Here is a 19,940-nt window from a genome sequence, read left to right as displayed (position 1 = left end):
CTGTTAATAACAGCGACCCGGCTTATTCTCTTTGTTCAGCTTAAGCTTAACTGAAGTTCATAAAGTTTATATTTAACAAGATTGTAACTGCAACCATGATGGCGTTATCGGGTCACATTTTGATACGGCGGGGAGTCTTGATGAATACCATGGTCAATGCAGACAGCAAGCAGGTAATGGGCGAGCAACTGAGTCTTGAGGCCTTCTGGATGCCGTTTACCGGTAACCGGGCTTTTAAGGCGCAACCGCGTTTGGTCACCGCGGCGGATGGTGCCTATTTTACCGATATGCAGGGACGCAGACTGTTCGACAGTCTGTCGGGATTGTGGTGTACCGGCTTGGGCCACGGGCATCCGAAAATTACGGAAGCCATTCACCATCAGCTGAAGACCCTGGATTACGCGCCGGGGTTCCAGACCGGACATCCGCTGGCGTTTGAACTGGCGGAGCGGCTGGCCGCGCTGGCGCCGGCGGATTTAAACCGCGTGTTTTTTACCAACTCCGGTTCTGAATGTGCCGACACGGCCTTGAAAATGGCCCGGGCTTACTGGCGTGCCAAAGGTAAGCCGGAAAAGACCCGCCTGATTGGCCGGGCCAGGGGCTACCACGGGGTGAACGTAGGGGGAACCAGCCTGGGAGGGATCGGTCCTAACCGTAAGCATTATGGCCAGTTGCTGGAGGCGGATCATCTGCCGCATACCTTGCTCACAGCCAATGCCTTCAGCCAGGGCCAGCCCGAACAGGGCGCTGAGCTTGCCGATCATTTGCTGCAGCTGATAGAGCTGCACGACGCGTCCAATATTGCGGCGGTGATTGTCGAGCCCATGTCGGGATCGGCGGGGGTCATTGTGCCTCCTGTCGGTTATCTGCAGCGGCTGCGCCAAATCTGTGATGACCACGATATTCTGTTGATTTTTGATGAGGTCATTACTGGCTTTGGCCGTATGGGAGAGATGTTTGGTGCCGATTTCTTCGGGGTGGTACCCGATATGATGAATGTGGCGAAACAACTGACCAATGGTGTGGTGCCAATGGGCGCGGTGATTGCCAAAGAACACATTTATCAGGCTTTTATGGAGCAACCCGGACCGGGCTATATGGTGGAGTTTGCTCACGGCTATACCTACTCCGGTCATCCGGTTGCCTGTGCAGCGGCCATGGCCTCACTGAGTGTACTGACAGAAGAGGAAATGCCGAAGCGGGTACGGGAGCTGATGCCGGTCTTTGAGGAGCAGATACACCGGCTTAAAGGGCTGCCTCATGTGGTGGATATTCGTAACTGTGGCCTGGCAGGGGCAGTGCAGCTGGCGCCTTATCCGGGTGAACCTGCGCGCCGGCCGATGGAGCTGGCCATTGAGTTGTGGCAGGCCGGCTATTATGTCCGTTTTGGCGGCGATACGCTGCAATTTGGCCCGCCTTTTATCTCAACACCCGATGAGCTGGAGCAGTTGTTTAATGCGGTGGCAACCGTGATGAAATGAAAGCGCATGGACAGCGTTAGCAGGTCGCCTGCGTTATCTGAATACGATTTACATCAAAATTAAAAACAAGGACTAACCATGAATACCATTCCTCACCTGATCAATGGCGAATGCCACCATGACAACCATCTGCTTGATGTGTTTAACCCGGCGACCGGCGAAAAATGCGCGCAGGTCACGGTGGCGGACGCCGCCACCGTGGACAAGGCGGTAGCCGCTGCCGAGGCGGCCTTCCCGGCCTGGCGTGACACCCCGCCGGCAAAACGGGCCCGGGTGATGTTTCGTTATCTTCAGTTGCTGGAAGAGCGGGCTGATGATATTTGCCAGCTGATATCCCGGGAGCATGGAAAAACCCTGGAAGATGCCCGGGGTGAGCTGCAACGCGGCATGGAAAATGTGGAATACGCCTGCGGTGTACCCGGCTTGCTGAAAGGGGACTTCACCCGCAATGTCGGCCCGGATATTGACGCCTGGTCCGATTTTCAGCCGCTGGGCGTGGTGGCGGGTATTACACCGTTCAACTTTCCGGCCATGGTGCCATTGTGGATGTTCCCGATGGCCGTTGCCTGTGGTAACTGCTTTGTGCTCAAACCCTCGGAAAAAGATCCCGGCTCATCCTTGCTGATAGCGCAGTTGCTGGAAGAGGCCGGTCTGCCCAAAGGGGTGATTAACGTGGTGCAGGGCGGTCGTGAGGCGGTGGATGCCTTGCTGGAGCACCGCGGTGTGAAAGCGGTGAGTTTTGTCGGCTCCACGCCGGTCGCAGAGCATATTTATGCCAGAGGAACCGCCAACGGCAAGCGGGTGCAGGCGCTGGGCGGAGCCAAGAATCACGCGGTGCTGCTGCCCGATGCGGATCTCGATAATGCGGTCAATGCGCTGATGGGCGCCGCTTATGGCTCTTGCGGTGAGCGCTGTATGGCGATTTCGGTGGCGGTGTGCGTGGGTGATAGCGTCGCCGATGCCCTGGTGGAAAAACTCAGCAGCAAAATTAAAGCGCTGAATATTGGTCCGGGTACCGAATATGGCCATGATATGGGCCCGGTTATCAGCCGTGAGCATCTGGACAAGATCGAGGGGTACCTTGAAGACGGAGTTGCCGCCGGGGCCAGCCTGGTGGTAGACGGCAGAGAGGTGAGCGTGCCCGGCTATGAAAACGGGTATTTCATTGGAGGGTGTCTGTTTGATCGGGTCACTGAAAATATGCGTATCTACCGGGAAGAGATCTTCGGCCCCGTGCTGTGTGTGGTACGGGTAAACAGCCTGGAAGAAGCCATTGCCATGGTCAATGCGCATGAATATGGTAATGGCACCTGTCTGTTTACCCGGGATGGCGAAGCCGCCCGCCTGTTTGGTGACCAGATAGAAGTGGGCATGGTAGGTATTAATGTGCCGCTGCCGGTACCGGTTTCGTACCACAGTTTCGGGGGCTGGAAACGTTCTTTGTTCGGTGACCTGGCCGCCTATGGTCCTGATGCCGTGCGGTTTTATACTCGCCGGAAAACCATTACCCAGAAATGGCCTGCCCGGGCCAGCCACCAGGCCTCTGACTTTACCTTTCCGAGTCTGTAAATCCTCGCCGTGCCGGGATTGTCCCGGCATTTTTTGCGGGCCAGTCTGCCCCTGATCCGGATGTCTGGACAATGTGGGCATAACAGGTTCTTTTCATGGCACGTCTTCGCCTCTTTTCATCCCCACAGCAAGCTGTCACAATATGCCCCAACTTGAGGGAGTAATCGTTCGGCACCCAGCCGAAACGGCTGTCAACAATCTCTGAGCAACATGCTTATGGCAGTCGTGTCCGTTTGGATTGATGAGACTCGGGGCGTAACCACCAACCGGGCGGGAGGTGGTGCGTCTCGTATGAATTGATCCCGCCCTTAAGAGCGTTTATGAATCTGTGTAATCCATCCTTTCTTTCCGTCTTCCCTGCGCCTGGGAGGAGATCATTATGCTGATGTCTGTTGCCGCCATTGTGCTTGGCCTTGCGGTGCTGGTATGGAGTGCCGATCGCTTTGTGGACGGCGCTTCTGCCACCGCACGTTATGCCGGCATGCCGCCGTTGTTGATTGGTATGGTGATTGTGGGCTTTGGTACCTCGGCACCGGAGATTGTGGTGTCGGTGATCTCCTCGCTGGAGGGGAACCCCGGCCTGGCGCTGGGGAATGCGTATGGCTCCAACATTGCCAATATTGGTCTGATTCTGGGGATTACCGCACTGATAAGCCCCATTGCCGTACACTCTCAGGTGCTGCGCAAAGAGTTGCCGGTATTACTGCTGATTACGCTGTTGTCGCTGAGTCTGCTGTGGAATGGCTGGTTAGGGCGCACTGATGCCATCATCTTGCTGGTGGTGTTTGTGTTGCTGATGGCCTGGAGCATTCGTCAGGGCTTGCGGGACGGTAATGACAGCATGGCCACGGACCAGGAAAAAGAGCTGGAAGACAATACGATGAGTCTGAAGCTGGCGCTGTTCTGGCTGATTGCTGGCCTGGTGTTGCTGATTATCAGCTCGCGTTTTCTGGTGTGGGGTGCGGTGAATGTGGCTCAGGCTTTTGGCGTCAGTGACCTGATTATCGGGTTGACCATTGTCGCGATTGGCACGTCACTGCCGGAGCTGGCCTCTTCCATTGCGGCCATTCGTAAAAATGAGCATGACCTGGCACTGGGCAATGTGATTGGTTCCAACCTGTTTAATACCCTGGCAGTGGTAGGGCTGGCCGGTGTTATCCATCCGCTGGAGGTGGCACCGGAGGTGATTAGCCGTGACTTTGTGGTGATGATTGCGCTGACCCTGTCGCTGTTTGTGCTGGGTTTTGGTCTGAAAGGGCGGCAGGGACGGATTAACCGGCTGGAAGGTGCCTGTTTGCTGGCAGTGTATGTTGCTTACTCCGGCTGGCTGGCCAGTAATGTCATTAACGCCTGAATCTCCTTAGCGGTCAGCTATGAGCTTCAAGTGGGAGGAGGCTGTTGTAAAACCTCCTCCCAAAAATGGGCGGTTTGTGTCGCCTTTCCATTCTGTTTTGATGATGTCTGTGCCTATACTCTCCCGAACAAGCCTTTTTATTCGGGGGAATATAATGATCGGACATCCCTTTCTGGCTGGATTACTGTTCGCTGCCTTGACGGTCCCGGCCATAGCGGCAGAGAAGCCTCTGTCAGCCAAAGACAGCGATCCCGATAAACTGGGCTGGATGCAGGGCTTTCCGCCTCCACCGGATAAGCGATTACGCGCTGCCGATGGCTCCTTTTTTGAATTTCCCGCCTTGCGCTACAGTGTGGCGCACATGCGTGAGTTTGTACCCACCATCAATGTTTCTCGCGGGACAGGTGCTCCCGTATCGCTGGACTATCGCCGTGATCCGTTGATCGACAAGTTGCGCTTTTTGCCCTGGGGCAGCAACGAGGCCATGACCTTTTCGGATGCGTTTGACCGGAATTATACCGATGGCCTGATAATTCTGCATCGGGGCGAGGTAGTTTACGAGCGTTATGCCGGTGCTTTGAAAGAAGATGGCCAGCATGCGGCCATGTCGGTGACCAAGTCGTTTACCGGTTTGCTGGCAGCGATACTGGCGGCTGAGGGCAAGCTGGATGAAATGGCAAAGGTGTCTGACACTGTGCCTGAACTTGCAGGTTCTGCTTTTGGCGACGCCACCGTGCGGCAGCTGATGGATATGACCACGGGGCTGCAATACAGTGAAGACTATGCCGATCCCAATGCCGAAGTATGGCAATACTCTGCTGCTGGGAGTCCTTGGCCCAAGCCTGAAGGCTACACAGGCCCGGTAGGCTATTTTGAATATCTGACCGGGGTACAAAAGCAGGGGAAACACGGTGACGCCTTTGGCTATAAAACCGTGAACAGCGATGCGCTGGGCTGGGTGATAGCCCGGGTTACCGGTCAGTCCGTGGCAGAATTATTGTCACAGCGTATCTGGCAGCGGCTGGGTATGGAGCAAAGTGCCTATTATCAGGTGGATGAGCTGGGCACCGCTTTTGCCGGGGGAGGGCTGAGTGCCGGATTGCGTGATATGGCCCGATTTGGTGAGCTGGTACGAAATAAGGGGCGCTGGCGGGGAGAGCAGATTATTCCGGTTGCAGCGATTGCAGACATTCAGCGTGGCGGCAACAGGGCGGCCTTTGCCAAGGCCGGCTTTGACAAATTAACGGGCTGGTCTTATCGAAACATGTGGTGGGTGACCCACAATGAAAATGGAGCTTTTGCTGCCCGAGGGGTGCATGGACAGACTGTTTATATCGATCCTGCTGCCGAAATGGTGCTGGTGCGTTTTGCCTCACACCCGGTGGCTGCCAACGGTGCCAATGACCCTTATTCGTTGCCGGCCTGGCAGGCGGTTGCCGATTATCTGATGTCGATTAAAACTCAGTAACAGGAGCATATATGAAACCAGCCGAATTGTTCGACCTGAGCGGTAAGGTCGCCATTATTACCGGTGGTGCAAACGGCATCGGCAAAGGCTGCAGTAAAATGCTGGCCGCCCACGGTGCCAGTGTGGTTGTGGCGGATCTCTGGCTGGAGGCGGCGCAAGCGACTGCTGCCGAAATTCGCCGGGCAGGGGGGCAAGCGATGGCGGTGGCCTGCAATGTGCTCAAAGACGAGGAGCTGACAGCGCTAGTGGATAATACCCTGGCCGAATACGGTCAGATCAATATCCTGGTGAATAACGTGGGTGGTGGTGGTGCCGGTCGTGAAAGTCCGGCCACCCTTACAGTGGAAGAGTTTGCCCGAACTTTTGAACTGAACGTCTTCAGTAACTGGCGGCTGGCACAGCTGTGTGCGCCTCATATGGAAAAGGCGGGTTATGGTTCCATCATCAATATATCGTCCATGAGTTCCATCAACAAAAGCCCGGCCATCAGTGCCTATGCTTCCTCCAAGGCGGCCATTAATCATATGACGGCCAACCTGGCATTTGATTATGGCCCTGCCGGTATCAGGGTAAACGCAGTCGGGCCCGGTGCGGTCCGTACTGATGCGCTGGCTTCGGTGCTCACGCCTGAAATTGAGGCGCGTATGCTTGCGCACACGCCGCTCAGGCGACTGGGTGAGGTGGAAGACATAGCCGGTGCTGTATTGTATTTTGCCGCACCGGTGTCGTGTTGGGTCAGTGGCCAGACCTTGTTTGTAAACGGCGGCGGGGTGCAGACGCTGGATTAACCGTTGGCGGGTTGCCAGCGGTATTCGTTGTTATAGTTCTGCAGCAGGCGGGCTGCCAGTTCACTCTGCGGGTTGTTGAGTACTTTATGACTGGGGCCGGCTTCCACCACGTTGCCTTCATGCATCAGAATCACCTGATCGCTGACATGGCGGACGACGCCCAGATCGTTGGCTACCAGCACATAAGACAGCCCCAGATCTTCCTGCAGGCTCAGCAGCAAATTAATGATCTGTGAACGCACCGAAATATCCAGATTGGAGATGGCTTCATCGGCGACAATGATATTAGGTGACAGGATCAGTGCCCGGGCCAGCGCCACCCGTTGTTTCTGGCCGGTAGAAAACATTTGCGGATAAAAGTGATAATGCTCCGCCAGCAACCCCACCATGCGTAATGTGTCCATCACCAGGGTTTCCCGCTGTTCTGCATCCAGGCTGGTATTCAGCAGCAAGGGCGCTTCCAGGATCTGGCCGATACGGCTGCGGGGGTTCAGCGCCGTGTTGGGATCCTGGAAGATCATGCGAATAAGCTGGCAGCGCTTTTTATAGTCATTGGCCTCAATTTTTTCTCCATCGATAAAAATGCTGCCTTTTGTTGGTGGCAATACGCCCGCCAGCACTTTGGCCAGGCTGCTTTTGCCCGAGCCGGCATCGCCCATCAGTGCCAGGGTTTGACCCCGATCCAGGGTGAAGGACAGCGGATGAAAAGCCGTTTTTACATTTTTACGAAACAGCCCGGCATGGTTCACATAGACCTTGCTCAGGTTATCTACCTTCAGCAGCGGAGCCTGGCTCATTTCTTTTTGCTCTCCGGCATATTAAGAGGAAAGTGGCAGTAATAGCTCTGGCCTTTATATTTGGACAGTGGCGGGGCCACCACACAATGGCGCTGGGCTCTTGGACAACGGGGTCCGAGCCGACAGCCGATAGGCAGGTTCTGCAGTGGTGGGATCACGCCCGGCAGGGTGTTGAGCCGGGATTTATGGGGCAGGCTGCCGTCGAGATCCGGCATCATACGCAGCAGGGCATCGGTGTAGGGGTGGTGAGGCAGCGACAGTAACTGGTCTCTCGGGCCGGACTCTACGGCCTGACCACAATACATAACGGTAATATTATGGGTAAGCTGGGCAAAGCTGGTGATGTCGTTGCCGATTAACAAAATGGAGGTGCCGGCCAGCTTGTTTACCCGCTCCAGCAACCGGAAAATTTGTGCCTGGTTGGTCGCTTCCATGGCGTTGGTAGGTTCATCTGCTACCAGCAGCTTGGGCTCGTTAGCAATGGCCATGGCAATCATTACTTTCTGGCACTCGCCGTCGGAGAGCTGAAACGGATAGGCGTTCATGACCATTTTGTGATCCCGTATGCCGACCCGGTGCAGCAGGCCAGTGGCCTGATCACGCCGCCAGTGCCAGCGCTGCCACCATTTTCCTTTAAAACTGCGGGCCGGAATAGCCTCTACCAGCTGAGCGCCGATTTTTTCTGAGGGATCCAGACTGGCTGACGGCTCCTGAAAGATCATCGCCATATCCCGCCCCATCAGCAAGCGGCGCTCTTTGGGCGACAGACTTTGCAGATCTACATTGTCGAGATACATACGATCGGCAGTCACCCGCCAAGTGTCGCGGTCAATGCCGGCAATAGTCTGAGCCACCAGGCTTTTGCCTGAACCGGACTCACCCACCAGGCCGCGAATTTCACCGTGAGCAAGAGTAAGGCTGAACTTGTCTACCGCTTTGACCATGCCCTGGGGCGTGTCGATTTCAATGGTAAGGTTGCGAATATCCAGCAGTGGCATCAGTCCATGACCTCATTAATGGCCTGGCGCAGGCCTTCTCCCACCATGTTGACGACCAGCACACTGAACAGGATGGCCAGGCCTGGCAGAGTGACGGTCCAGGGGGCCAGAAATACCAGATCTACTGCGTCTGACAACATGGCTCCCCACTCCGGCCGTGGAGGCTGTGCGCCCAGTCCCAGAAATCCCACGGCGGTAATATCCAGTATGGCTGCCGACAGAGCCCGGGTGGTCTGGCTAACCAGTGTGTCGCTCAGGTTGGGCACAATACCAAAACGAAGAATACGCCAGGAGTTGGCTCCGTCCATCCGGAGGGCGGTAATGTATTCCTTCTGCATTTCTTCCGACACGGCGTTATAGGTGGCGCGAATATATTGAGGGATCAGCGCCAGCGTAATGGCAATCAGGGTGTTAAACAGCCCAGGTCCCAGAATTGCCACAAAAATAATGGCCAGCAGCAAAGAGGGAATCGACATCAATGTGTCGAGCAAATGATTAAGAATACTGGCTTTCAGGCCTTTGCTCATACCGCCCATAATGCCAATGGCACTGCCAAGCAACAGCGCCACAGCGACAATCAGCACGGCATTACCAAACGTCAGCCGGGCACCGTTAATCAGCCTGGACAGCATGTCGCGGCCCAGATCGTCAGTCCCCAGGAAAAAGTCCACATTGCCGTGATCAGCCCAGGACGGCGGCAGCAGAAGAGCATGATTGAACTGTTCATAGGGGGCATAGGGGGCCAGCCAGGGGCCAATAAGAGTAAAGGCGCACAAAAAGCCCAGACCCCAGAGGCCGGCCATGGCCAGGGTATTCTTACGAAACAGCTGCCAGGCCCGCTCCCGGGGAGAACGTACGTGCAATTCGGGATAGATATTAGCCCTGGTTGGCATAAATGACCTTCCTTCTGCTGGGGTAGAGCAGGGTCGAGAGGATCTCCATGCTCACACTGGCGATGATGGTAAAGGTGGCAATGGCCAGTGTGCCTCCCTTGATGGCGGCATAGTCCTGCAATGAAATACTGGTGATCAGCCAGCGCCCCAGGCCTGGCCAGTCAAATACAATTTCTGTCATCATGGCCGAAGTCAACACGCTGCCAAATTGCAGCCCCAGCGTCGGAATGGCGATAGGGAAGGCATTGCGCAGGCCATGGCGCAGCACTACATGGGTATCACTGAATCCCTTGGTCAGTGCCGCGCGAATGTAGTTTTGCTTCAGCACTTCCAGCAGGGCGCTGCGAATTTGCCGGATGACTTCGGTGGTTGGCACGATGGCCAGCACCAGTGCCGGCAGGACCAGATGGCGCAGAGCGTCGAGAAATGACTCCCAGCGATAAGGATGGTCGGTGAGCAGGGTATCAATGGTCATAATGCCGGTCACCGGAGTGACTTCGTACAACAGGCTGAGTTGACCCGATACCGGCAGCCAGCCCAGGTGCAGTGAAAACAGCAGTACCAGCAGCAGCCCCAGCCAGAACACCGGTACCGAATAACCCAGCAGGGTACCGGTAAGAATAACGGTGTCCTGCCAGCGGCCCTGACGAATAGCCGCCAGGGTACCAATAGGCACGCCCACGGCTAATGAAATGATAAATGCGGCCAGACACAGCTCCAGAGTGGCAGGAAAATACTGTCCCAGCGCTCCCAGAACCGGCATGCCAGTGGCGCTGGAGATGCCGAAATCACCGGCTATCAGCGCCTGCAAGAACAGCCAGTAGCCGTGCCAGAAATCATCCCCCCCCTGTTGCAGCAGGCGATATTCCAGCCCGTAGGCGATCAGTGTCAGCAATATCAGCGTGCTTATCAGCAGATTTAAGCGTCGCAATAGATAAATCAGCATGGCTACTCCTTGTACGCCCGGTAAAGGACCACGCCGCCATAGGGCTGTAGCTGCAGCCCTTTGACCGTACGGCGGTGGGCCTGCTGTTTTAGAGTATGCGTAAGGGGAATTAGTGGCATATCGAGATGAACAATGTTCAGTGCGCGATGATAAAAGCCGATGCGTTCGCTCAGGTTGGGAGCGGTTAACGCGGCTGCCAGCTGTTGTTCAAACAGCGGGTTGCACCAGCGGCTGGCATTGGTGCCCACATCAATGGCCTGACAGCTCAGCAGATTATGCAGCATATTGTCGGGATCCGGGTTGTCTGCAGACCAGCCGGTAAGCACGGCATCCTGCCCGGCATTCTGCAGCTCCCGGCGCAGGATTTGTTCTTCCAGGCTTTGCAGCCGAACCTTGATGCCAATTTCTCCCAGCCGGCGCTGGATCAGCTGGCCGGTTTTCAGGCCGTCCGGGTTATAGCCCCGGGAGCCGGCAGGCACCAGCAGGGTCATGGTAAAGCCGTTGTTCAGGCCCGCCTGTTCCAGCAGCCAGCGGGCCCGGCCGGTATCGGGCAGGGGCATCAGAATATTGGGATCATATCCCCAGGATACTGGCGGCAGCACCGACTCGGCCTTGGAGCCAATGCCGAAAAATACGGCCTGCAGAATGTCGTTCCGGGACAGCGCCATTGCCATCGCCTTGCGTACCCGCACATCATCAAAGGGGGCTTTTTGGGTATTGAGAGCCAGCACCGACACATTCATGCCGGTGGCTTGGGATAGCACCAGTTCCGGGTGCTGTTTAATCACCGACATCTGGCTGGCACCGGGGTGCGCCATCACATCGCATTCACCGGTCAGCAGCTTGGCCAGCCGTTTTGATGACTTGGGGGTGATATCAAAGACCAGCTGTGACAGTGCCACATTGCCCCGCCAGTAACCCGGATGGCGGTAATAGCGAATGAAGTCATCAATACGATACTGGGCCAGATAAAATGGTCCTGTGCCCACGGGCTTTTGATCAATCAACTCGGGCGTGCCGGCGGCCAGTAACTGACCGGCATATTCTGCCGACAGGATCACCCCATAGTCGGTGGCCAGATTGGTAATAAAAGAGGCATTGGGCCGGCTGAGGACAAACTCAACCTCCTGCGGACCCAGCGCATGCACCTGAGTTACCAGCTTACTCAGACCAATGCTGTCGAAAAAGGGGTAGTGACCGCCGCTGACATGATGAAACGGATGCTGGCTATTAATCAGCCGCTGATAGCTGAAGACCACATCGTCAGCGTTTAGCGGGCGGGTGGGGGTAAACCAGTCGGTGCGGTGAAACGGCACGCCCGGGCGTAAGGTAAAACGATAGCGCAGGCCATCGTCACTGCGTTCCCAGTTGGTAGCCAGAGCGGGCATGGGTTGCAGGGTGTCGGGATTGATATCCAGCAGACGATCGTACAGCTGGTGGGCGGTGGCATCGAGGGTCTGGGTAGAGGCGGCCAGTTGCGGATTAAAGGTAAAAGGAGCGCCTTCTGCGCAATAAAGCAGGCTTTCCTTTACCAGCTGTTGGTCACTGTCATCACATCCTGTCAGCAGCAGGGCAATCAGCCAGCATAGCCAGTAACGCATGTTCAGTCCTTTCATGTCGCCGTGGTACCTGCAGAGGTGGCTACGGCATGTTTGCGCAGCAAACCACGCAATTGATGATAACTCAGTCCCAGCAGGGTTGCTGCCTCACGTTGATTGTAACGGGCCCGGGCCAGGGCTGTCTCAACCAGTGACCGTTCCTGTGATGCCAGATGCTGTTTCAGATCCAGTGGCCAGTGGCGAGTGCTGGCCGGCACCGGTGCAGCAGCGGGTTGCCAGGGCGACGCAAAGGGATCCAGGCATAACTGTGCCAGCGGTTGTTCGGGTTCACGTTGCCGGCACAGGCTGCGTTCCACTGCGCTTTTCAGTTCGCGCACATTGCCGGGCCAGTTGTGCTCCAGCAATTGCCGGCGGGCATCGGGGCCAAAACCGGCAAACAGGCTGTGGCCCAGTTCGGCGCACCATTTCACCGCAAAATGCTCAGCCAGGTGCAACACATCCTGCTCACGAGCATGCAGGGGCGGCAATGTAACCACATCAAAGGCCAGTCTATCAAGCAAATCGGCCCGGAATTCGCCTTTTTTGACCAGGGTGGGCAAGTCCTGGTTGGTGGCGCACAGCAAGCGTACGTTGACCTGCACCGGATGGGTGCCGCCCACCCGTTCGAATTCACCATATTCGATGACTCTGAGCAGCTTTTCCTGTACACGGGTGCTGGTGGTGGCCAGTTCATCCAGAAACAGAGTGCCGCCGTCAGCCCGTTCAAAGCGCCCGGCATGGCGTTTTTGTGCGCCGGTAAAGGCACCGGCTTCATGGCCGAATAATTCGGTTTCGAGCAGGCTTTCTGCCAGGGTGGCGCAATTGATGGACACAAATGGCTGCTGCCAGCGGGATGACAGGTAATGCAGACGGTGTGCAACCAGCTCTTTGCCGGTGCCGCGTTCACCCACCACCAGCACGGGCCGGTTAAGCGGTGCCAGGCGAGAAACTTCATCCAGTACGCCAAGCAATGCATTGGACTCACCAATCAATTCGTTCTCTGTCATCTGCGCTGCCCTTGGCGAAATTTGCCAAAGAATAGCCTTTTTAACTAACTGGTGCCATCTCGTATTATCGTCAAAAAATTAATTTATCATTTAAAACAAGGTGTTAATCTAAACATTCAAGCTGGCATGATAGTTGAATAAGTCAGGGTCAATGCATCGGGCATCTTGCCCGGCAATCAAAGGAGACGTTCAATGAGCATATTTTCCAGAATGGCTGACATTATTAATGCCAACCTTAATTCTCTGCTCGATAAGGCAGAAGATCCGGAAAAAATGGTGCGGCTGATTATTCAGGAGATGGAAGATGAGCTGGTGCGCGAACGCTCCAGTTTGGCCCGTATGCTGGCTGAGAAAAAAGATCTGCTGCGCCAGATTGACCGCCACCGGGAACGGGTGGAAGAGTGGCAGGGTAAAGCCGAGCTGGCCCTGACCAAACAGCGCGAAGAGCTGGCCCGGGCTGCGCTGTTGGAAAAGAAAAAGCAAAGTGATCTGCTTACCGCGCTGGAGCAGGAATGCAGCCTGGTAGAAGAAAGCATGGAAAAACTGGCCGATGCCATCAGCCGGCTGGAAGCCAAGCTGGGCGATGCCCGGGCCAGGCAACAGGCGATGCAGTTGCGTCAGCAAAGCGCCCAAAGCCGTATTAATGTGCAGGAGCGCGTGCGTCGCAGTGAAAACTCTGCCGCCATCGACAAGTTTGACCGCATGGAACGCAAAATTGATGAACTGGAGGCCCGTGCCGACCTTTACAGTCAGAGCAAGGGGCTTGATCAGGAGTTTGCCGAGCTGGAGGTAGACGAGACCATCAGCAAGGAACTGGAACGACTCAAGGCAAAAATGCACAACGATAAGGAATCCCAATGACCGAACTGGCCTGGGCCCTGGTGGCCCCGTTAAACATCTTTTTGTTTCTGGTAGTGCCGGTATGGCTGGTGCTGCACTATCGCAGCAAGCGCCGGCTGGGTGAAGGGCTGGACGATAATGCCCGTCAGCGCCTGGAGCAGGCGCTGCAACAATCGGAGCAGCTGGCTGAACGGGTGGAGACCCTGGAGCGGCTGCTTGATCAGGAGGTACCCGAATGGCGTCGACGTTGATAAATTTGTATCGGGATAAACGCAACGGCAAGCTGGGCGGTGTGTGTGCCGGCATTGCCCGCCGGCTGGAAGTAGAGCCCTGGCTGGTACGGGTACTGGCGTTCACCGGCCTGCTGTTTGCCAGTTTTCTGACTCTGGTATTGTATATTGCTGCCTGGTTGTTGCTGGATGATCTTCCCCGGGAGCAACATTCACCGGACACGCAGGAGCATGTAAAAGCGGCAGGGTGGCGATCGGGGCTGGCCCCCCGTGATGCGCTGGAGCGGCTGGAAAGCCGGCTTGAACGCCTGAATAGCCGGGTGGCAACCATGGAGCGGTTAATTACCTCCGGTGAATTTCGCCTGCGACGAGAATTCAATGATCTGCGCGAGGATAAATGAGCAAAACAGCCATGCGCCAGTGGCGCAACAAGGCCGAGTCCTGGGTACAGCGGGGTCTGGACCGGCGGCTCCGTCTGGCGGTAACCGGGCTCAGCCGGAGCGGCAAGACGGCCTTTATCACCAGTCTGGTTAATCAGCTGGAGCATGCCGGCCTGGATGCCCGGCTGCCGCACTGGCTACCGGCGGCAGAAGGCCGGATACTGGGCAGCCAGCGTGTGCCTGGCCGGCATCACCATGTGCCGGCTTTTGGCTATGAAGCGGCCCTGAGCCAGCTGGCGCAGACACCGCCGGTGTGGCCTGAGCCGACCCGGGGGATCAGTGAAATTACCCTGGCCATTCGTTATTGCCCGAAAAACCGGCTCAAACGCCGGCTGCAGGATACTGCCACCCTCTATCTTGAGCTGGTGGATTATCCCGGTGAATGGCTGCTGGACTTGCCGCTGCTCTCCATGAGCTATGCCGAATGGAGTGCCCAACAGCAGGAGTTGCTGCAGACCCCTGCGCTGGCCAGGCTGGCTCATCCCTGGCTGACGGCCGGCGCTGTCATTGCCCCCGACAGCCCGGCCGACGACGCCGTGCTGGCTCCTCTGGCGGCGGGTTACACCCAGTGGCTGCATGACATTAAGCGGGAGTGCGGTGCCTACCTGGTGCAACCGGGGCGTTTCGTGCTGCCCGGTGAATATCTGGGAGCGCCCATGCTTCAGTTTGTTCCCTGGGTGTGGGGTGCGGTGCCCGCGGGACTTGGTGAGCAACATCATTACGGCATGATGGAAACCCGCTTTGAGCACTACAAGAAGCATCTGGTAGCGGGGTTTTACCGGGAGCACTTTGCCGGTTTTGATCGTCAGATTGTGCTGGTGGACTGTCTCAGTGCGCTGAACCGAGGTACCGACAGCTTTGCTGATCTGAGCCGGGCGGTGAATGCCATTGTACAAAGCTTCGATTACGGCAAAACGGGGTGGTGGAGACGACTGTTTGCTCCCCGTATCGACAAGTTGCTGTTTGCTGCCACCAAGGCAGATCACCTTACTCCCGATCAGCACAGCCGGCTGGCACGGTTATTGTCTGGCCTGGTGCGTGCAGGTCATCGCCATGCCAGGCTTGCGGGCATCGACATTGACACCCTGGCGCTGGCTTCCATCAAGGCCACACACAGTGGGGAAGTTATCCATCGGGGAGAAACGATTCCTGCATTGCAGGGCCGCCGTCTCGATAACGGTGAGTCGGTGACGCTGTATCCCGGAGAAGTACCGGAAAACCTGCCCGATGCGGACTTCTGGCAGCAGCAGGGTTTTGACTTTACCGACTTTTCCCCTCCTGTCTGGCAGCCGGAGCAGCCACTGCCTCATTTGCGCCTTGATCAGGCGCTGGCCTTTTTACTGGGAGACAAACTCGCGTGACGCTGAAAACCAAAGTGATCCTCGACCAGCCGCTGGAGATTAAACAAAGTGATTCCCTGCGAGCAGGTAAGGCCCTGAACGACGACGACTTTCTGCAAGCAGATACCCCTTCTGCCGGTCATGCCAGTGCGCTGCGGCCGACACGTCGGCACCGGCTATGGTGGAGTGCGGTGAGCCTGATTGTGCTGTTATTGTTGGTGCACTCCGGTGTGTCACTGTGGCAGACCTGGCAGGAAAGCCAGTGGCTGGGCGCGGCCTGGAGTGTGGCGCTGGCGCTGCTGGCGCTGGCTGCCGGTGGCAGTATATGGCGGGAACTGGTGCAGTTGCGCAGGCTGGAGCGGGTATCCAGGCAACGACAGCAGGCGGAGCAATTACTGGCCGGCGACGGATGCGGGCAGGCAAAAGGATTCTGTGAAAACCTGGCCCGGTGCAGTGGCCTTGATAACAGCGACGCTTTTGCCAAGTGGCAGGCAGGACTGACCGGGGACGAGCAGGACGGTGAGGTGCTGAGCCTATACAGCCGTCAGGTACTGAACACGCAAGACCGGCAAGCCAGGGCCAGGGTATTGAAATGGTCCGGTGAGGCCGCGGTGATGGTGGCGGCAAGCCCGCTGGCTGCCGTAGATATGCTGCTGGTGCTGTGGCGCAATCTGAAAATGATCGAAGACATTACCCAGTGTTATGGTTTTCGTCTTGGCGCACTGAGCCGGCTCCGGCTACTGAAAAGCGTATTGCATCACATGTTGTATGTCGGGGTGTCTGAAGCCGCCATTGATGCAGGTATGGACTTACTCGGGCTTGAGCTGGCCGGACGTTTGTCGGCCCGTGCCGGGCAGGGCGTGGGCGCAGGCCTGCTGACTGCTCGTCTGGGTCTGCAAACCATGGATTTGTGTCGCCCCGTGCCCTGGCAGGGGGATGAGAAAAAACAGCTGGGTGGTATCCGCCGTGCTCTGATTGAACGGGTATCAGCTCTGCTTTCGTAGGTTTCATGTCACGCGTGGCAGTGCCTCACGCGAATAACAAGAGGAGTTTCATCATGGATGCAAACAAGTTGATTAAATCGTTTCTGGGGAATTCGTCGGGCTTCGGCAAGGGGGCTGCTACCGGTGGCATTCTGGGAGCGGTGCTGGGTAGTAAAAAGGGCCGAAAAATGGCGGGGGGTACCCTCAAATATGCTGGTCTTGCCGCTGCGGGGGTGATGGCCTGGAAGGCTTATCAGGGCTGGCAGCAGGGTAAGGCGCCCGAGCAGGCCGTTCCGGTACGGGAGCATGACTTTCAGCACATGGACGCCCGCTTTTCTCCGGAAGCGCCTGCGGCCGGAGGAGAGCCGTTTCAGCTGTCATTAATGCGCGCCATGATCGGTGCCGCTAAAGCCGATGGCCACGTCGATGCCAGCGAACAGCAACGTATTTTTGAGCAAGTGGAGCAAATGGGGCTGTCCGCCGATGACAAAGCGTTGATTTTTGACATGCTGTCAGCTCCGGTTTCCCTTCAGGATATTGTGGCATCGGCAAGGGGGCCGGAACAGGCTGCCGAGCTGTATCTCGCATCGCGGCTGGTGATCGATCCCGATGAGGCCTCGGAGCGGGCTTACCTGGAAGCGTTGGCTCACCGGCTGCAATTGCCTGCAGATCTGGTGGCGCATCTGGAGCAACAAGTCAGGAAAGGGGTGGAAAGGGAATAACCAATTATTTCCGGATGGCCATTATGCATGGCGTGGATCCGGTTAGGTTGAACTGACTGCGGGGCGATATTGGAAGATGGGGTGACCGACGGGGCTCGAACCCGCGACAACCGGAATCACAATCCGGGACTCTACCAACTGAGCTACGGTCACCACTGAATGGCGCGCCCTGCAGGACTCGAACCTGCGACCATCCGCTTAGAAGGCGGATGCTCTATCCAGCTGAGCTAAGGGCGCTGCATCACCCGCTTGGCGGGCAACGGGGCGGCATAATACCGGCTTGCGCCCGCAGGGTCAACGGCTTTATCGCTCAGGGCTTTGCTTATCAAAGCCCTGAAAAAATGCGACAATTATCGCAGGTTTATAAAGGTGAGAAATAACGCAGATGTCAGCTCAAATAATCGATGGAAAAGCGATTGCACAGGCGGTACGCAACCAGGTGGCCGAACGAGTAGCGGCCCGTAAAAGCGCCGGCAAGCGGGCCCCTGGCCTGGCGGTCATATTGGTGGGAGCGAATCCCGCCTCTCAGGTTTATGTGGGCAGCAAGCGCCGGGCCTGTGAAGAAGTCGGTTTTGTTTCCAAGTCTTATGATTTGTCTGACAATACCACCGAACAGCAATTGTTGGATCTTATCGATGAACTGAACAACGACACCAGCATAGACGGCATCCTGGTACAGCTGCCTCTGCCGGCACATATTGACTCTACTCTGGTGGTAGAGCGTATCCACCCCCACAAAGATGTTGACGGCTTTCACCCTTACAATGTGGGGCGGCTGGCCCAGCGTATTCCGGCACTGCGTCCCTGTACGCCCAAGGGAATCATGACCCTGATCGAACGCAGCCATATCAAAACGCATGGCCTGAACGCCGTGGTGGTGGGGGCATCCAATATTGTGGGCCGGCCCATGACGCTGGAGCTGTTGCTGGCCGGTTGCACCACAACGACCTGCCATCGCTTTACCGAAGATCTGCAGGCGCAGGTAGCCCGGGCCGATCTGCTGGTAGTAGCGGTAGGCAAGCCCAACTTTATCCCCGGCGACTGGATTAAACCCGGTGCCGTTGTGATTGATGTGGGTATTAACCGCCTGGATGACGGTCGCCTGGTAGGAGATGTGGAATATGCCGTGGCGGCTGAGCGCGCCGCCTATATTACCCCTGTGCCCGGCGGTGTTGGCCCGATGACGGTGGCTACGCTGATTGAAAATACCCTGATTGCCTGCGAGCGTTATCACGACAACGGATAAAGCCGGGGGGAGTGGCCGATGAAGTGGCTCGACAAGGATGTCCTGTATACGGTTATTTTTGGTACTGAAACTCCCGCCGGCCGTCGCTTTGATATTGCTCTTATCCTGGCCATATTGCTGTCAATGGTGGTGCTGCTGCTGGACTCTGTCGGCAGCATCCGGGCGGAATATGGCCTTCTGCTTTACCGGCTGGAGTGGGGGTTTACCCTGCTGTTTACGATTGAGTTCGCGCTCAGGGTATATTGCGCTCAAAGCCGGATAGCCTATTTACGCAGTTTTTACGGCATTATCGATCTGCTGGCGGTGTTACCTACCTACCTTGTTATTTTTATGCCTGGTGCCAGTTTTCTGCTGATGGTTCGCCTGCTGAGAGTATTGCGGGTGTTCAGGGTGCTTAAACTGCTGCGCTATGTAGACGAAGCGAATTTGCTGATGCGCTCGCTTAATCAGAGCCGGCGCAAAATCCTGGTGTTTTTCAGTAGCCTGTTTATTCTGGTTACCCTGTTTGGCTCGTTGCTTTATGTCGTCGAGGGGCCGGAAAACGGCTTTACCAGCATTCCCACCGGCATTTACTGGGCTATCGTGACCATTACTACCGTCGGCTTTGGCGATATAACACCGCAAACATGGCTGGGGCGGGGAATTGCTGCGGTGACCATGCTGATGGGGTATGCCATTATCGCAGTGCCGACCGGTATTATTACTGCCGAGCTTGGCCGGGAAATGCGCAAGGAGTATAACCGCCGCCACTGTCCTCAATGCGATCGCAGTGGCCACGAGCGGGATGCGAAGTTCTGCAATCATTGTGGTGCAGAGCTGGAGCCACCGGGAGAACCGACATAAAAAGAGGAGCCGCAGCTCCTCTTTTATTTGGCAGTGATGTAGCTTATTGCTCGCTTTCTTCAACCAGTTCGTTGACCTTGCGCTCGGCTTCGTCGGCAGCTTCTTCCATGGCTGCGGCGGCTGCATCGGTCTGCTCACTGGCAGCCTGAGAGATGTCGTTCATTGTGTTATCAACAGACTCGCCCAGTTCTTCCATCGCGCCTTGTTCTTCCATGCCGAGGGCTTCCTGCGCATCGTCAGCGGTCTGCTCGGCCTGATCCTGCACCTGCTCTACGGCGTTATCTACTTTTTCACCAGCCTGCTCAGCAGGCCCCTGGTTATCGCAGGCAGCAAGACCAAAAGTGGTAACGGAGGTAAAGAGTAAAACATTCAGCAGTGACTTGTTCATATTTTCTCC

At 56.5% G+C, this 19,940-nt stretch carries 20 protein-coding genes and 2 tRNA genes; 13 read left to right on the top strand and 9 right to left on the bottom strand.

What is annotated here, in order from left to right:
- Positions 1-140: 140 nt before the first annotated feature.
- From aptA to B6S09_RS07710, 5 genes are all read left to right on the top strand, one after another.
- Entirely contained in the window at positions 141-1,481 is a 1,341-nt protein-coding gene (gene aptA, locus B6S09_RS07730) for an omega-aminotransferase AptA (RefSeq protein ID WP_094277919.1), read from the top strand.
- Positions 1,482-1,559: 78 nt separating this feature from the next.
- Positions 1,560-3,050: a CoA-acylating methylmalonate-semialdehyde dehydrogenase gene (locus B6S09_RS07725; RefSeq protein WP_094277918.1), complete on the top strand. Its 1,491-nt coding sequence runs from the start codon at positions 1,560-1,562 to the stop codon at positions 3,048-3,050.
- A 379-nt stretch (positions 3,051-3,429) separates the two neighbouring features.
- The gene (locus B6S09_RS07720) at positions 3,430-4,404 is read left to right on the top strand and encodes a calcium/sodium antiporter (RefSeq protein WP_094277917.1); all 975 of its coding nucleotides are present in this window, start codon (positions 3,430-3,432) and stop codon (positions 4,402-4,404) included.
- 154 nt (positions 4,405-4,558) lie between these two features.
- Positions 4,559-5,872 (top strand): serine hydrolase domain-containing protein, encoded by a 1,314-nt coding sequence (locus B6S09_RS07715; protein WP_094277916.1) that lies wholly within the window; start codon positions 4,559-4,561, stop codon positions 5,870-5,872.
- Positions 5,873-5,883: 11 nt separating this feature from the next.
- Positions 5,884-6,660: a glucose 1-dehydrogenase gene (locus tag B6S09_RS07710; RefSeq protein ID WP_094277915.1), complete on the top strand. Its 777-nt coding sequence runs from the start codon at positions 5,884-5,886 to the stop codon at positions 6,658-6,660.
- On the opposite strand, the gene B6S09_RS07705 is transcribed toward B6S09_RS07710, so the two are convergent.
- The 6 genes from B6S09_RS07705 to pspF are packed head-to-tail and all read right to left on the bottom strand — an operon-like array spanning position 6,657 to position 12,899.
- Positions 6,657-7,457, bottom strand: a complete 801-nt coding sequence (locus tag B6S09_RS07705; protein WP_094277914.1) for a peptide ABC transporter ATP-binding protein — start codon at positions 7,455-7,457, stop codon at positions 6,657-6,659. The two genes, B6S09_RS07710 and B6S09_RS07705, sit on opposite strands and share 4 nt — an antisense overlap.
- Positions 7,454-8,455, bottom strand: a complete 1,002-nt coding sequence (locus tag B6S09_RS07700) for a peptide ABC transporter ATP-binding protein (protein ID WP_094277913.1) — start codon at positions 8,453-8,455, stop codon at positions 7,454-7,456. The genes B6S09_RS07705 and B6S09_RS07700 overlap by 4 nt, the downstream gene beginning before the upstream one ends.
- Positions 8,455-9,348, bottom strand: a complete 894-nt coding sequence (locus B6S09_RS07695; RefSeq protein WP_094277912.1) for an ABC transporter permease subunit — start codon at positions 9,346-9,348, stop codon at positions 8,455-8,457. The genes B6S09_RS07700 and B6S09_RS07695 overlap by 1 nt, the downstream gene beginning before the upstream one ends.
- On the bottom strand, positions 9,332-10,294 hold the full coding sequence (locus B6S09_RS07690) for an ABC transporter permease (RefSeq protein WP_094277911.1): 963 nt from the start codon (positions 10,292-10,294) through the stop codon (positions 9,332-9,334). Before B6S09_RS07690 ends, B6S09_RS07695 begins: the two co-directional genes overlap by 17 nt.
- A gap of 2 nt (positions 10,295-10,296) precedes the next feature.
- The gene (locus B6S09_RS07685; RefSeq protein ID WP_094277958.1) at positions 10,297-11,895 is read right to left on the bottom strand and encodes an ABC transporter substrate-binding protein; all 1,599 of its coding nucleotides are present in this window, start codon (positions 11,893-11,895) and stop codon (positions 10,297-10,299) included.
- 11 nt (positions 11,896-11,906) lie between these two features.
- Entirely contained in the window at positions 11,907-12,899 is a 993-nt protein-coding gene (pspF, locus tag B6S09_RS07680; RefSeq protein ID WP_094277910.1) for a phage shock protein operon transcriptional activator, read from the bottom strand.
- 192 nt (positions 12,900-13,091) lie between these two features.
- Between pspF and pspA the strand changes: the two genes are divergently transcribed.
- From pspA to B6S09_RS07650, 6 genes are read left to right on the top strand one after another with little or no spacing between them, the layout of a single operon-like run.
- Positions 13,092-13,760 carry a phage shock protein PspA gene (pspA, locus tag B6S09_RS07675; RefSeq protein ID WP_094277909.1) on the top strand — a complete coding sequence of 223 codons (669 nt, stop codon included), beginning with the start codon at positions 13,092-13,094 and terminating at the stop codon, positions 13,758-13,760.
- Entirely contained in the window at positions 13,757-13,990 is a 234-nt protein-coding gene (gene pspB / locus B6S09_RS07670) for an envelope stress response membrane protein PspB (RefSeq protein WP_094277908.1), read from the top strand. Before pspA ends, pspB begins: the two co-directional genes overlap by 4 nt.
- On the top strand, positions 13,975-14,370 hold the full coding sequence (pspC, locus tag B6S09_RS07665; RefSeq protein WP_094277907.1) for an envelope stress response membrane protein PspC: 396 nt from the start codon (positions 13,975-13,977) through the stop codon (positions 14,368-14,370). The genes pspB and pspC overlap by 16 nt, the downstream gene beginning before the upstream one ends.
- Positions 14,367-15,770 (top strand): YcjX family GTP-binding protein, encoded by a 1,404-nt coding sequence (locus tag B6S09_RS07660; RefSeq protein WP_094277906.1) that lies wholly within the window; start codon positions 14,367-14,369, stop codon positions 15,768-15,770. Before pspC ends, B6S09_RS07660 begins: the two co-directional genes overlap by 4 nt.
- Positions 15,767-16,753, top strand: a complete 987-nt coding sequence (locus B6S09_RS07655; protein ID WP_094277905.1) for a YcjF family protein — start codon at positions 15,767-15,769, stop codon at positions 16,751-16,753. Before B6S09_RS07660 ends, B6S09_RS07655 begins: the two co-directional genes overlap by 4 nt.
- Positions 16,754-16,806: 53 nt before the next feature.
- The gene (locus tag B6S09_RS07650) at positions 16,807-17,454 is read left to right on the top strand and encodes a tellurite resistance TerB family protein (protein ID WP_094277904.1); all 648 of its coding nucleotides are present in this window, start codon (positions 16,807-16,809) and stop codon (positions 17,452-17,454) included.
- Positions 17,455-17,531: 77 nt separating this feature from the next.
- Here B6S09_RS07650 and B6S09_RS07645 read toward each other — a convergent pair.
- Positions 17,532-17,607, bottom strand: a tRNA-His gene (locus B6S09_RS07645).
- Positions 17,608-17,614: 7 nt separating this feature from the next.
- A tRNA-Arg gene (locus tag B6S09_RS07640) sits at positions 17,615-17,691 on the bottom strand.
- A gap of 148 nt (positions 17,692-17,839) precedes the next feature.
- On the opposite strand from B6S09_RS07640, the gene folD reads away from it, so the two are divergent.
- Both folD and B6S09_RS07630 read left to right on the top strand, forming a co-directional pair.
- Positions 17,840-18,700, top strand: coding sequence for a bifunctional methylenetetrahydrofolate dehydrogenase/methenyltetrahydrofolate cyclohydrolase FolD (folD, locus tag B6S09_RS07635; protein ID WP_094277903.1), 861 nt, complete (start codon positions 17,840-17,842; stop codon positions 18,698-18,700).
- Positions 18,701-18,718: 18 nt separating this feature from the next.
- Positions 18,719-19,543 (top strand): ion transporter, encoded by an 825-nt coding sequence (locus B6S09_RS07630; protein ID WP_094277902.1) that lies wholly within the window; start codon positions 18,719-18,721, stop codon positions 19,541-19,543.
- 43 nt (positions 19,544-19,586) lie between these two features.
- Here B6S09_RS07630 and B6S09_RS07625 read toward each other — a convergent pair whose 3' ends face one another.
- Positions 19,587-19,931 carry a hypothetical protein gene (locus B6S09_RS07625; protein WP_094277901.1) on the bottom strand — a complete coding sequence of 115 codons (345 nt, stop codon included), beginning with the start codon at positions 19,929-19,931 and terminating at the stop codon, positions 19,587-19,589.
- Positions 19,932-19,940: the final 9 nt, after the last annotated feature.

The organism is Oceanimonas baumannii (assembly GCF_002245495.1).
GTDB lineage: Bacteria > Pseudomonadota > Gammaproteobacteria > Enterobacterales > Aeromonadaceae > Oceanimonas > Oceanimonas baumannii.
The sequence above is the reverse complement of the archived record's forward strand: the minus strand, read 5'-3'. Positions and strand labels throughout refer to the sequence as shown.